Raw genomic sequence first — 12,817 nt, 5'->3', positions numbered from 1 at the left:
GTGCTTATATGTCTATACAATATAGGCGTCCATTTCGGGTTGTCCAGCCATGTCCGATTCGCGTTCCCTGCTCAGTTTCCATGCCACCCACGCCCTGCTGGCCGAGGGCTGGGCCCGCGATGTCCGCCTGCAGGTGCGGGACGGTCGCATCACGGCAATCAGCAAGGGGCAGGCCGCGCAGGGCGGTGACACCCGCGTCGGCATCCTGGTGCCGGGCCTGCCCAACCTGCACAGCCACGCGTTCCAGCGCGGCATGGCCGGCCTGACCGAGATCGGCGGCGGTGACGGCGACAGCTTCTGGAGCTGGCGCGAGCTGATGTACCGCTTCCTGGCCCATCTGCGCCCGGATGCGGTGCAGGCCGTCGCCGCCCAGGCCTACATGGAAATGCTGGAAAGCGGCTTCACCCGGGTCGGCGAGTTCCATTACCTGCATCACGATGCCGATGGCCACGCCTATGCCAACCGTGCCGAGATGAGTGCACGGATTGCCGCCGCTGCCGACCAGACCGGTATCGGCCTGACCCTGCTGCCGGTGTTCTATGCCCATGCCGATTTCGGCGGGGCGCCGCCGAACCCCGCGCAGCGACGCCTGATCCACGACGTGGACGGCTTCGCGCAGTTGCTGGATGCCGCCAAGCCGGCGTTGGCCGCGCTGCCTGATGCGGTGCTTGGCATCGCCCCGCACAGCCTGCGCGCGGTTACCGGCGAGGAACTGGGCGCGCTGCTGCCGCTCACCGACGGCCCGGTGCATATCCATATCGCCGAGCAGGTGCGCGAAGTCGAGGCCTGCCTGGCCTGGAGCGGCCAGCGGCCGGTGCAGTGGCTGTACAACCATGCGCCGGTGGATGCGCGCTGGTGCCTGGTGCATGCCACCCACATCACCGACGACGAGCGCGCGGCGATCGTGGCCAGCCAGGCCGTGGCCGGCCTGTGCCCGATCACCGAGGCCAACCTGGGTGACGGCCTGTTCCCGATGCAGGCGTTCGCGCGCGAGGGCGGGCGCTTCGGCGTCGGCTCCGATTCCAATGTGCTGATCGATGCGGCCGAAGAACTGCGCCTGCTTGAGTACGGCCAACGCCTGACCCTGCGCGGGCGCAATGTGCTGGCCCCGGATGCCACCCGCAGCACCGGTCGCTTCCTGTTTGAAGGCGCCCTGCTCGGTGGCGCACAGGCGCTGGGCGTGGCGGCTGGCCTGCAGGTGGGCGCCAGTGCCGATCTGGTCGAACTGGATGCCGCACACCCCGCGTTGCAGGCGCGACAGGACGACGCATGGCTTGACAGCTGGGTGTTCGCCGCACGTAATGGCGCGCTGCGATCGGTCTGGCGGCATGGCCGCCAGTGCGTGGCCGACGGCCGCCACCTGCAGCGCGAGGCGATCACCAGCGCCTTCGCCGCCGCCCTGAAGGGCGTGCTGGGCTGATCGTCTCCGCCACCGGGATCCCATTACGTGAAGGCCAGCAAGTCCGCCACGCTCAACCAGCGTATCCGCAGCGATCTGGAAAGCCGCATCCTCAGTGGGGAGTGGGCGCCGGGCTTCCGTATTCCCTACGAGCACGAGCTGATGGAGCAGTACGGCTGCTCGCGAATGACGGTGAACAAGGTGCTGACCGCGCTGGCCGAGAGCGGCATGATCGAGCGCCGCCGTCGTGCGGGTTCGTTCGTAGCGCGGCAGCCGCCGCACCTGGAGCAGGTGGCGCTGGAAATTCCGGATATCGCGATGGAAGTCGGCTCGCGCGGCCACCAGTACGCGTACCGCCTGCTGCAGCGCGAGCTGCGCCTGGCCGACGGCGGCAATGCCGGTGAAATGGAGCTGGCCGGCAGCGAGAAGCTGCTGGCGATGCGCTGCCTGCACCTGGCCGATGGCCGTCCGCTGGCGCTGGAGCATCGCCTGATCAGTCCGGTGGGTGTGCCCGAGGTACTGGAAGTCGATTTCAGTACCACCGCGCCGGGCAGCTGGTTGCTGCAGAACGTGTCCTGGACGCGCGCGCAGCATCGCATCAGTGCCTGGGGTGCGGACACCGCCACGGCCAGGCTGCTGGACGTGAAACCGGGCACCGCCTGCCTGGTGATCGAGCGCCTGACCTGGCGCGGTGAACAGCCGATCACCCGCGTGCGCCAGGTGTTCCTGGGGGATGCCTGGGACCTGGTTGCGCGCTTCGCGCCGGGCGCTCGCTAGGGATTCCTTCCACGCATGGCGTGGATCTACTGGTCCGGTACGGCTGTCGTCTTGAACTCTGTTGGTGCGTGTGTACGATGTGTATCGTCCCTGCATGAAGAGCAGGGACCTCATCCGGGGTCTGGAGGCGGCAGGTTGGACCTGTTGCAGGATTCGCGGATCCCATCATGTATTCGTGCACCTCGCAGTGGCCTCACATCATCACCGTGCCTCACCCCAGAAAGGATCTGGGCAAGGGGCTGGTTCAGGCGTTGCGGAAGCTCGCAGGACTGACGTAGGAGGTCCCATGCGCTATCCAGTCTTGATTGAGGCCGGCGATGAACGCACCGCGTGGGGGGTCATCGTTCCCGATCTGCCGGGGTGCTTCTCGGCAGCCGACACGCTTGACGATGCACTCAGCGCGGCCGAGGAGTCTGCGCTTGCCTGGATCGATGCGGCCCTGGATGAGGGGCGCTCGATTCCCAGTCCTTCTGCGCCACAGAAGATCGTCGCCGAGGCTCCCAGTGGTACGGCCTGGATTCTTGCCTACATCTGCATTGATCCATCTCTGCTGGACGACACCATCGAGCGGGTCAACATCAGCCTGCCGCGTCGCATCCTGGCCAGGCTGGATGCGCAGGCCAGGGCGGCCGGCGAATCCCGCTCAAGTTACATCGCCCATCTCGCAGCATTGGGCTGAGCGGGCGCCCTGTAGAGCCCAGCCCATGGTCGGCTGCTGTTCGCGCGTTGCGCGATGAGTCGAGCGTGGCTCGACTCTGCAAAGGCATCCACGCATGGCGTGGATCTACCAGAGATTCGTGTATCGGGATTCAGTAGATCCACGCCATGCGTGGATGTTGCCCCATCAATACGTAGCGCACTGCCGCCAGCGCACCGGCTCATCCACGCCGGGGCGGGCATTGAGCTGGATGCGCACGTTGCGCAGGGCAGGGTAATGCAGCACTTCCTCACAGACCTGCGGCCAGACCTTTTCCAGTTCACCGGTGCGGTTGATCGCCAGCGTCTGCCGGGTCAGCCAGACACCGCTGGCGATGCCGGGCTTGCCGGCCAGGGCACGGGCCAGATCGGCCTGGAAGCGATCCAGCGTGGCTGCATCCGGATTGGGGTTGCTGCGCGGGTCGGTCGCCGAGGCGACGGCAGCCTCGGCGGCGGCTACGGGTGCTGCCTCGTTCGGGGCGGGTACGGTCGCAGGCGTGGTTGAAGGCGTCGCCACCACCGGCGCTGCAGCAACCGGCGCGGCCTCTTCCACACGCAGGCCCTGCAGGCCCAGGCCAACCAGCAGCCCCAGCGTTGCCGAACCCAGTGCGGCGATGGCGATGCGGCGCAGCGCTTCGTGCCGGGCGCTGGCGCGCACGCGTGCTTCGATGTCGCCGGGCAGGTAAGGCTGCAGCAATGGCCACAGGCGCGGGCCGTCCAGCACTTCAACCGCCTGCTTCTCGGCGGCGCTGCGGCCGTCGCGCTCGATGCGGCCTTCGGTCAGCAGCACGCCGCCCTTGGCCCCGGCCAGGCGCGCGGCCGCACCCAGCTCGTTCACTGCGGCGGTGCCGATGCGGTAGGCCAGGCCATGCTTGCACGACACCAGCCAGTGGTTGGGGCCATCGCTGAGCATGAAATCGCTGCTTGGCTCGCGGGCTTCTTCCGCCGGATCGATCAGTTCACGCAGGCCGCGCTGTTCGCGCAGCATGCGCTTGACCAGAACGGAGAATTCGCGCCAATGCATGCCCGCCAGGGCCTGCAGGCCGAGTTGCATCTCCTTCTGCCGCCGCTTGACCCACCACAGATAGACAACGGCCAGGAAACAGCTAAGCAGGGCCGACAGCAGGGCCAGGATCCAGGGGAGCATGCAGGAGTAGGGCGGAAGGGGGCGAAAGCGGAGAACGACAGTGTAAAGGTCGCGGTGCCTGGCCGGGTCAGGATGTTCCTGACAGAAAGCGTGATGGAGCGCGCAGATCGGCGTACAGCGGGCACGAAAAACCCGCCAATCCTGAAGCCGTGAGGGGAGGGAACAAACGGCAGCCGAAGCGATTGGCGGGTTGCTCGCGATTGTCAATCAATTTTTATTGCATTGCAACAATCGTGGTCAGGGCACGCTGTCCGGTGACTGATGGCTGCCCGGAGCAGGGGCATCGGTGCTGGACGCGGCGCGGTTTTCCAGCTTGGCCAAGCGCGCGTGCAGGGCATCAATGCGCGCCTCCAGCGCGGTCACTTCGTCGGCGGTGGGTACATGCAGGCGCTTGAGTACGCCCTGCACCTGGTCATCGAAGGCCTTCTCGACCTTGTTCCAGGTGCCGGAGGCCTTCTCGCGGGCCTCGTCCAGCGAGGTCTCGACATTGTCACGCCAGCCCGGGCCCTGGTCGCCGTTGCGTTCACGGCGGCGGGCTTCCCAGGCTTCGCCTTCCTTCACAAGGCCGTCGAAGAAGCGGCTGCCCTCGGCCTGGGCGCGACCCAGCGCACCCAACCCGGCCAGCCAGACCTGCTGGGCCGAATCGCTCAGCTTGCGCGAGAAGCGCTCGGCCTGGTCACCGAAAGAGGCATCGTCGTTGCGGCGGTCGTCGTTCTCGTAGTGGTTCATCGCACTTCCCGTGGGAGTTGGGCCTGCCCCCGAGAGTAGCGCGCACCGGCGTTGCACGGCCGTGACGGCCGCCGCCGGGGTTCAGCCCAGCTTTTCCTTCAGCACACGCTGGATCTCGCCTTCGACCATGCCCTTCATCGCCGACAGCAGGAAGCCCAGTTTGGCGGTTACGCGCACCGCGCCCGGCTGCAGTTCGATCGCACCGTCCACGCCGCTGCCGGAGAAGTTCAGTACGTCGGCGGTCCAGGACGACTTCAGACCAAAGCGCTCGGACAGCTTGGCAGCGACCTGTTCGATCGCGGCGCGCGCCTGTGCATCGGGCAGGGCGTGGGCGTGGCGGACATCGATGGTGGACATGCAGGCTCCTGGCGCAGGGCGGGGATGGTCGAAGAGGGCAAGCATTGTGCGCATCAAGGGCCGCCGCGCCAAGCACTCATCGTGGGTTCTTCTTCGTTGGCGACCAACCTGCTAGGCTGCGACGCGTGCAGAACCTGCTTGTTCACTTCAGTCAACAACAACAGCCCGACCAGCCCTTGCGGCCCGGGGTGCAGCGCATCGTGCGCCAGGCCAACGGCAGCGTGCGGCTCGGAGATCCTGGCCACGGCGCACTGCTGCTGGCCCAGTTCTGCATGGATGATCGCGGCCTCTGGCTGCAGGTCGGCAACGGCATCCGCGGCGTCCACGTCAACGGTCGCCCGGTACGCCGGATGGCCCTGCTGCGTGCAGGCGATGCGGTGTATGTGGATGGCGTGGAGATGGTCCTGCAGGGCGAGGTCGAAAGCCTGCTGCAGGCGCCTGCGCCGAAAGCCGAAGATGGCAGCGACGAGCAGCAGCGGCTGCTGCGCGGTGTCGGCGGTCTCCATCATGGCCGCAGCTTCACCCTGTCGCGGGCCCGCCTGATCGGGCGTGGCAACGAGGCCGACATCGCCATCGATGACCCGGCTTTTGCCGAGCAGCATGCCCGCGTGGAAGTGCACGGCGAACGCGTGCTGCTGCGCGATCTCGGCAGTGCCGACGGCACCCGCGTCAATGGCGTGGCCGTGCGCCATTGCTGGCTGCAGGCCGGCGACCAGGTGGTGTTCGATGGCCAGCACCGTTTCGTGCTGGAAGTGCCGCATGATCCGCGCCGACGGTCGTTGCCGGTCGAGGACGAGTCGGGCGAGGACGTGGAACAGGCGCCGGTGCTGCCGGCCGCGCCGCGCAGGGTGCGGCGCTGGCCGTGGCTGCTGGTCAGTGCGCTGCTGCTGGCCGCGCTGCTCAGCCTGCTGCTCTGGTTCGGCGCGCGCTGACGGTAGTGCCGGCCGCTGGCCGGCAACCGCCGCCCCGAATCCGTTAGGTTGCCGGCCAGCGGCCGGCACTACCCGGTCGCGTTGCCGATGGATTCCGATGAAACCAAATTTCCCTTGCCGCACAAGGCCGCAAGGCTGGTGCGCTGCGGCATACTAGGGGTCTTGCCCCACAGGTGTGACATGACGCGCGCGTTCAACTTCAGTGCCGGCCCTGCGACTTTGCCGGAATCGGTCCTGCGTCAGGCGCAGGCGGAAATGCTGGACTGGCACGGGTCCGGCGCTTCGATCGTGGAAATGAGCCATCGCGGCGCGGAATTCATGTCCGTGGCCGCCGAGGCCGAGGCCGACCTGCGTCGCCTGCTCGATATCCCCGAAGACTATGCGGTGCTGTTCCTGTCCGGTGGTGCCACCACCCAGCAGGCGTTGATCCCGCTGAACTTCGCCGCCCCCGGCCAGCGTGCCGACTACGTGGTCAGTGGCCACTGGGGCAAGACCGCGGTCAGGCAGGCCGGTGTTTACGTGGACGTCAACATCGGCGCCAGCAGCGAGGCCGATGGCTATCGCACGCTGCCGCCGCGCGCCGACTGGCAGCTGTCACCCGATGCCGCCTACGTGCACATCACCGCCAACGAGACCATCCACGGCGTCGAGTTCCGTGATGTGCCCGACACCGGCAACGTTCCGCTGATCGCCGACTTCAGCTCGTCCATCGCCAGCGAGCCGCTGGACGTGCGCCGCTACGGCGTGATCTATGCCGGCGCGCAGAAGAACCTGGGCCCGGTCGGCATCGCGGTGATGATCATCCGCCGCGACCTGCTCGAGCGCAGTGGCCAGCCACGCGCGGACATCTTCGATTACCGCTCGCATGTCGCCCGCGATTCGATGCTCAACACCCCGCCAACCTGGAACTGGTACCTGGCCGGCCTGGTGTTCAAGTGGATGCTGGCCGAGGGCGGCGTGGCCGAGTTCGCCAGGCGCAATGCCGCCAAGGCCGCGCTGGTGTACGGCGCCATCGACGGTTCCGGCGGCTTCTACCGCAATGAGGTTGCACACGCGGCCCGTTCGCGGATGAACATCCCGTTCTTCCTGCCCGATGCCGATCTCGATGCCCGCTTCGTGGCCGAGGCCAAGGCCGCTGGCCTGCTGGCGCTGAAGGGGCACAAGGTCGTCGGTGGCATCCGTGCCTCGCTGTACAACGCCATGCCGCTGGCCGGGGCCGAGGCGCTGGTCGCCTTCATGGCCGATTTCCAGCAGCGTCACGGCTGAGCAATGAACGGCGCGCACCGTCGGGTGCGTGCCCCGCAACAAGGAATTCCGATGGCAAGCAGCAAATCCAGCAAGAAGGCGCCGAAGAAGGCCGAACCGGCCAAGGACAGCGTGCCCACCAAGGCGAAGGGCAAGGCCAAGGCCACCTCGAACCCGGCACCCACCCTGGCGCCGCTGGCGCTGGCCGATGTGCGCTCGAAGATCGACCAGATCGACCGCGACATCCAGAGCCTGATCGCCGAGCGCGCGCGCTTCGCCCACCAGGTCGGCAAGGCCAAGGGCAAGCTCGCCGCCGCCGTCGACTACTACCGCCCCGAGCGCGAAGCGCAGGTGCTGCGCATGGTGGTGGACCGCAACGAAGGCCCGCTCAGCGATGAACTGCTGGTACACGTCTACCGCGAGATCATGTCGGCCTGCCTGGCCCAGCAGGAGCCGCTGAAGATCGGTTACCTCGGCCCGGAAGGCACCTTCAGCCAGCAGGCCGTGCTCAAGCACTTCGGCCGCTCGGCGCTGGGCCTGCCGATGGCCAGCATCGAAGAGGTGTTCCAGGAAGTGGAAGCGGGCAACGCCGATTTCGGCGTGGTGCCGGTGGAGAATTCGGGGCAGGGCACCATCCAGATCACCCTGGACATGTTCCTGACCTCCAACCTGAAGATCTGCGGCGAAGTGGAACTGCGCGTGCAGCAGTACCTGATGTCGCGCAGCGGTCGCATCGAGGACATCGAGCGCATCTACGCGCATCCGCAGTCGTTCATGCAGACCTCGGCGTGGCTGCGCGCCAACCTGCCGAAGGCCGAGAAGATTCCGGTGTCGAGCAACGCCGAAGGCGCGCGTCGTGCGCGCAACGCCGACGACGCGGCGGCCATCGGCGGCGAGAGTGCCGGCCACGTGTACGGCCTGAAGAAGGTGGTCACCAAGCCGATCCAGAACGATGCCGACAACACCACCCGCTTCCTGGTGGTGGGTCGCAACATTTTCCCGACCTCCGGGCACGACCGCACCTCGGTGCTGGTGTTCATCCATGACAAGCCCGGTGCGCTGTTCGACGTGCTCAGCCCGTTCGCCCGCCACGGCATCAGCATGAACCGAATCGAGTCGCGGCCGTCACACCACGGCAAGTGGGAGTACGGTTTCTTCATCGACCTGGCCGGCCATATCGACGACGCGCCGATGCAGGCCGCGCTGGCCGAACTGGAAGCGCACTCGGCGCAGATCAAGGTGCTGGGCTCCTATCCGGTGGCCGTGCCCTGAGTGCTGCTGTGGCGGCAACAGCCGCCGCTCCCTGATGCATCGCCGGCGCTGCCGGTGTTTACGGAATGATCGAACGATGAGCAACGCGCAACACTGGATTGCCCGCAAGGGCCAGCCGCTGCAGGGCAGCCTGACCATTCCCGGAGACAAGTCGGTCTCGCACCGCTCGGTGATGTTTGCCGCGCTGGCCGATGGCACCTCGCACATCGAAGGCTTCCTGGAAGGCGAAGACACCCGCGCAACCGCGCGCATCTTCAGCCAGCTGGGGGTGCGCATCGAAACCCCCAGCCCGTCGCAGCGCATCGTGCATGGGGTGGGTATCGACGGCCTGAAAGCACCGCAGGCACCGCTGGACTGCGGCAATGCCGGTACCGGCATGCGCCTGCTGGCGGGCCTGCTGGCAGGCCAGGCCTTCGACTGCACGCTGATCGGCGATGAATCGCTGTCCGGCCGACCGATGCGCCGCGTGACCGGCCCGCTGTCGCAGATGGGCGCAAGGATCGACACCCAGGACGACGGCACGCCGCCGCTGCACGTGCATGGTGGCCAAGCGCTGCACGGCATCGATTTCGCCTCGCCGGTGGCCAGTGCGCAGGTCAAGTCGGCGGTGCTGCTGGCCGGGCTGTATGCGCAGGGCGAAACCAGCGTGACCGAACCGCACCCGACCCGCGACTACACCGAGCGCATGTTGTCCGCATTCGGCGTGGACATCGCGTTTTCGCCGGGCAAGGCCCGCCTGCGCGGTGGCCAGCGCCTGCGCGCCACGGATATCGTGGTACCCGCCGATTTCTCTTCGGCCGCGTTCTACCTGGTCGCCGCCAGCATCATTCCCGGTTCCGAGCTGCGCCTGAAGCAGGTCGGCCTGAATCCGCGTCGCACTGGCCTGCTGCATGCGCTGCGCCTGATGGGTGCGGACATCAGCGAAGAGAACCCGGCAGAACAGGGCGGTGAACCGGTGGCCGACCTGGTGGTGCGCTACGCCCCGCTGAAGGGCGCACGCATTCCGGAAGAACTGGTGCCGGACATGATCGACGAGTTCCCGGCGCTGTTCGTGGCCGCCGCGGCCGCCGAGGGCCAGACCGTGGTGAGCGGTGCGGCCGAGCTGCGGGTGAAGGAATCCGACCGCCTTGCGGCGATGGCCACCGGCCTGCGTGCGCTGGGCATGCAGGTGGACGAGACCGAAGACGGTGCCACCCTGCACGGGGGCGTGCGCCTGGGCAGCGGCACCATCGAAAGCCACGGTGACCACCGTATTGCCATGGCGTTTGCCATTGCCGGCCAGATCAGCGACGGCGAAGTGCGCATCAACGACATCGCCAACGTCGCCACGTCCTTCCCGGACTTCGACGGCCTGGCGCGCAGCGCCGGCTTCAACCTGGCCTGATCGGCCGATCAGGTTTTCGGGTAGGTGCCAACCTCGGTTGGCACGCTTCTCCGCATAAAAGGACGGAGGCCGAAGCCTCCGTCTAAACATCACGAACCCCTCGTCCGCGATCAACGCTGTCCGGTACGGAAATCCACCGGGACCCGCACCACACTGGCCACTGCACGGCCTTCATGCATCGCCGGCTGGAACTTCCAGTTCTGCACGGCGCTCAGCACCGCACGATCCAGGTCACGGCTGCGCTCGCCGCTGCGCGAAACAATCGCAGCATTGGTGACCTGGCCGCGGGCATCGACATTCAGGCTGGCGACCACGCTGCCCTGCACGCCATTGCGCAGCGCGGCAGCGGGGTAGGTCGGCTTGCTGTTGCCTGCCAGCGGGCGTGCCTCGCGATTGCGTACGGCAGGGGGGGCCTTGCGCTGGTTGCCGGCCGCTGCGGCCTGGCGGGCCGCAGGCTGTTGTACATCGGCGACCGGCGCCTGCTCGGGCGCGGGCAGCATGCGCTCGCCGACCGGTGCCGGCGCCACGTCTTCCTGGTTCGAGTGACGCAGCCAGAGCAGCGCGGCGGCAAACATCGCCACGATCAGCGCGATCCACATCCAGGGCGACGTGGGCTTGTGCTGTTCGCTGGCGTCCTGCTGCAGCTGCGGCGAATGAAGGTCTTCGTGGGTGGTGGCGGTCATCGCAAACTCCTTCCGTCAATGGACGACGGGGAGAGTGTTGCGCGGGCCAGTGGCGGGAAGTGTCAGCGTTGCGTCAACGCGACCGGCAGGGTTCAGTTTGCCTGCCGGGAAACGTTCAGTTACTGGGTCTTGAAGTCGAACGGCACTTCAATGCTGCCCGGTACGGCCTGGCCGTTGCTCTGTGCCGGGGTGAAGCGCCAGCGGCGCACCGCATCGGTCGCGGCACGGTCGAGCTCGCGTGAGCCGCTGCGCTGGATCACCGTGGCATTGTTCGGATAGCCGGTGGCATCCACGTCCACGCGCACCACCACGCTGCCGGTCTCGCCGGCGCGCAGCGCGGCGGCCGGGTAGGCCGGTGGAGGCGACTGGCCGGCAATCGGCATCGGCTGGCTGTTGCCTGTAGCAGCCGGCGCCGGGGCCGGTGCGACCGGGGCCGCTTCAGCGACGGGCGCCGGCGGTGGCGGCGGGGTTTCGACCAGCTTCGGGGCTTCCTCCTCGACCGGGGCCGGCTTGGCATCGGGCATGTCGCTGGAACCGGCGGCCGCAGCCAGCGGTTCGGGCAGCGGTTCCACCTGCGCCGTCTCCTGCGGGGTCTGTGCGGCCGGGTCGGCGCGGAAGAATTCCTTGTCGCGACCGGTGTACCAGACCAGCACGAACAGCAGCACGCCCACGCCGAAGGCGATGCCCGCGATCTTCAGGGCGTTGCGCGGGATATGCACGGTAAACGACTTGGCGGACGACGAGCGGGGTGCAGACATGGACCGGACCAGTACGGAATGCCCCGATTCTGCCACGGCGGGAATGAACCGGGCGGCAGAAATCCGTATAACAAGCGATAATCCCATCCCTGATACCCACCACGACACCTGCCATGCTTGATCCAGCCCTGCTCCGCCACCAGCCCGCCGACCTCGCCGAACGCCTGCGCACCAGCCGCGGCTTCGAGCTCGACGTGTCTGCCCTGGAGTCCCTGGAGGCCGATCGCAAGCGCATCCAGGTGCGTACCCAGGAGCTGCAGAGCCTGCGCAACAGCCGTTCCAAGGCCATCGGCCAGGCCAAGGCCAAGGGCGAGGACGTGTCGGCCATCATGGCCGAGGTCGCTGCATTCGCCGACGAGCTGAAGGCCTCGGAAGTGGCGCTGGACGAGCTGCGCGAGAAGATCGAAGCGATCTCTATGGGGATTCCGAACCTGCCGGCCGATGACGTGCCGGCCGGTGCCGACGAGAACGACAATGTCGAGCAGGCGCGCTGGGGTACTCCGCGCCAGTTCGACTTCAAGGTGCTCGACCACGTTGAGCTGGGTGCGCGCAACGGCTGGCTGGACGGCGAGACCGCGGCCAAGCTGTCCGGCTCGCGCTTCACCGTACTGCGCGGCCCGATCGCGCGCCTGCACCGTGCGCTGGCCCAGTTCATGGTCGACCTGCACACCGGTGAGCACGGCTATGAGGAAACCAACGTGCCGCTGCTGGTCAACGCCGATTCGCTGCGTGGCACCAGCCAGCTGCCGAAGTTCGAGGACGACCTGTTCAAGACCGCCGTGGGCGACTCCACGCGGTACCTGATCCCGACCTCGGAAGTGCCGCTGACCAACATCGTGCGCGACGAGATCGTCGACGCCGAGCGCCTGCCGCTGCGCATGACCGCCCACTCGATGTGCTTCCGTGCCGAGGCCGGCAGCGGTGGCCGCGACGTGCGCGGCATGATCCGCCAGCACCAGTTCGAGAAGGTCGAGCTGGTCTCGATCAGCCGCCCGGAAGACAGCGACGCCGAGCACCAGCGCATGACCCGCTGTGCCGAAGTGGTGCTGGAAAAGCTGGGCCTGCCGTACCGCAAGGTGCTGCTGTGCACCGGCGACATGGGCTTCTCGGCGGTGAAGACCTACGATCTGGAAGTCTGGCTGCCGTCGCAGGAGACTTACCGCGAGATCTCCTCGTGCTCGAACTGTGGTGACTTCCAGGCCCGCCGCATGCAGGCGCGCTGGCGCAACCCGGCCACCGGCAAGCCTGAGCTGGTGCATACCCTGAACGGCTCGGGCGTGGCGGTTGGCCGCGCGATGATCGCGGTGATGGAGAACTACCAGAACGCCGACGGCAGCATCACCGTGCCGGAGGCCCTGCGCCCGTACATGGGCGGTCTGGAAACCATCGCCTGATTCTCTGGCTGGGTGGGTGCCATGCTTGCATGGCACCGTATCCG

13 protein-coding genes are annotated in these 12,817 nt (G+C 67.4%); 8 read left to right on the top strand and 5 right to left on the bottom strand.

What is annotated here, in order from left to right; genetic code table 11:
- Positions 1 to 49 precede the first annotated feature (49 nt).
- The 3 genes from AC10QF_RS10120 to AC10QF_RS10110 all read left to right on the top strand — a co-directional run bounded on the left by AC10QF_RS10120 (position 50) and on the right by AC10QF_RS10110 (position 2,855).
- A complete protein-coding gene (locus AC10QF_RS10120; protein ID WP_494542117.1) occupies positions 50 to 1,420 on the top strand; it encodes a formimidoylglutamate deiminase in 1,371 nt (456 codons plus the stop codon).
- A 27-nt stretch (positions 1,421 to 1,447) separates the two neighbouring features.
- Positions 1,448 to 2,176 carry a histidine utilization transcriptional repressor HutC gene (hutC, locus tag AC10QF_RS10115; protein ID WP_065178642.1) on the top strand — a complete coding sequence of 243 codons (729 nt, stop codon included), beginning with the start codon at positions 1,448 to 1,450 and terminating at the stop codon, positions 2,174 to 2,176.
- A 286-nt stretch (positions 2,177 to 2,462) separates the two neighbouring features.
- The gene (locus AC10QF_RS10110; protein WP_005417308.1) at positions 2,463 to 2,855 is read left to right on the top strand and encodes a type II toxin-antitoxin system HicB family antitoxin; all 393 of its coding nucleotides are present in this window, start codon (positions 2,463 to 2,465) and stop codon (positions 2,853 to 2,855) included.
- A 165-nt stretch (positions 2,856 to 3,020) separates the two neighbouring features.
- Here the strand turns inward: AC10QF_RS10110 and AC10QF_RS10105 are convergent, their stop codons facing one another.
- From AC10QF_RS10105 to AC10QF_RS10095, 3 genes are all read right to left on the bottom strand, one after another.
- Positions 3,021 to 4,019, bottom strand: coding sequence for a restriction endonuclease (locus AC10QF_RS10105; RefSeq protein WP_494542116.1), 999 nt, complete (start codon positions 4,017 to 4,019; stop codon positions 3,021 to 3,023).
- A gap of 237 nt (positions 4,020 to 4,256) precedes the next feature.
- Positions 4,257 to 4,748, bottom strand: coding sequence for a phasin family protein (locus AC10QF_RS10100; RefSeq protein ID WP_069139844.1), 492 nt, complete (start codon positions 4,746 to 4,748; stop codon positions 4,257 to 4,259).
- 81 nt (positions 4,749 to 4,829) lie between these two features.
- Positions 4,830 to 5,105 carry a polyhydroxyalkanoic acid system family protein gene (locus tag AC10QF_RS10095; RefSeq protein WP_005417302.1) on the bottom strand — a complete coding sequence of 92 codons (276 nt, stop codon included), beginning with the start codon at positions 5,103 to 5,105 and terminating at the stop codon, positions 4,830 to 4,832.
- A 125-nt stretch (positions 5,106 to 5,230) separates the two neighbouring features.
- Between AC10QF_RS10095 and AC10QF_RS10090 the strand changes: the two genes are divergently transcribed.
- The 4 genes from AC10QF_RS10090 to aroA all read left to right on the top strand — a co-directional run bounded on the left by AC10QF_RS10090 (position 5,231) and on the right by aroA (position 9,938).
- Entirely contained in the window at positions 5,231 to 6,037 is an 807-nt protein-coding gene (locus tag AC10QF_RS10090) for an FHA domain-containing protein (protein ID WP_032954286.1), read from the top strand.
- Positions 6,038 to 6,217: 180 nt separating this feature from the next.
- Positions 6,218 to 7,303: a 3-phosphoserine/phosphohydroxythreonine transaminase gene (gene serC, locus AC10QF_RS10085; RefSeq protein ID WP_447575700.1), complete on the top strand. Its 1,086-nt coding sequence runs from the start codon at positions 6,218 to 6,220 to the stop codon at positions 7,301 to 7,303.
- 51 nt (positions 7,304 to 7,354) lie between these two features.
- Positions 7,355 to 8,554, top strand: coding sequence for a prephenate dehydratase (gene pheA, locus AC10QF_RS10080; protein ID WP_005417297.1), 1,200 nt, complete (start codon positions 7,355 to 7,357; stop codon positions 8,552 to 8,554).
- Positions 8,555 to 8,630: 76 nt separating this feature from the next.
- A complete protein-coding gene (gene aroA, locus AC10QF_RS10075; protein ID WP_005417295.1) occupies positions 8,631 to 9,938 on the top strand; it encodes a 3-phosphoshikimate 1-carboxyvinyltransferase in 1,308 nt (435 codons plus the stop codon).
- A gap of 110 nt (positions 9,939 to 10,048) precedes the next feature.
- On the opposite strand, the gene AC10QF_RS10070 is transcribed toward aroA, so the two are convergent.
- Positions 10,049 to 10,621 (bottom strand): energy transducer TonB, encoded by a 573-nt coding sequence (locus AC10QF_RS10070; protein WP_069139846.1) that lies wholly within the window; start codon positions 10,619 to 10,621, stop codon positions 10,049 to 10,051.
- Positions 10,622 to 10,740: 119 nt separating this feature from the next.
- Positions 10,741 to 11,379 (bottom strand): energy transducer TonB, encoded by a 639-nt coding sequence (locus tag AC10QF_RS10065; RefSeq protein ID WP_005417291.1) that lies wholly within the window; start codon positions 11,377 to 11,379, stop codon positions 10,741 to 10,743.
- 113 nt (positions 11,380 to 11,492) lie between these two features.
- Here AC10QF_RS10065 and serS point away from each other — a divergent pair, with 113 nt between their 5' ends.
- Positions 11,493 to 12,773: a serine--tRNA ligase gene (gene serS, locus AC10QF_RS10060; RefSeq protein WP_061478958.1), complete on the top strand. Its 1,281-nt coding sequence runs from the start codon at positions 11,493 to 11,495 to the stop codon at positions 12,771 to 12,773.
- Positions 12,774 to 12,817 lie beyond the last annotated feature (44 nt).

This window comes from Stenotrophomonas maltophilia complex sp. Om-AH-Sm3 (assembly GCF_059337855.1).
The sequence above is the reverse complement of the archived record's forward strand: the minus strand, read 5'-3'. Positions and strand labels throughout refer to the sequence as shown.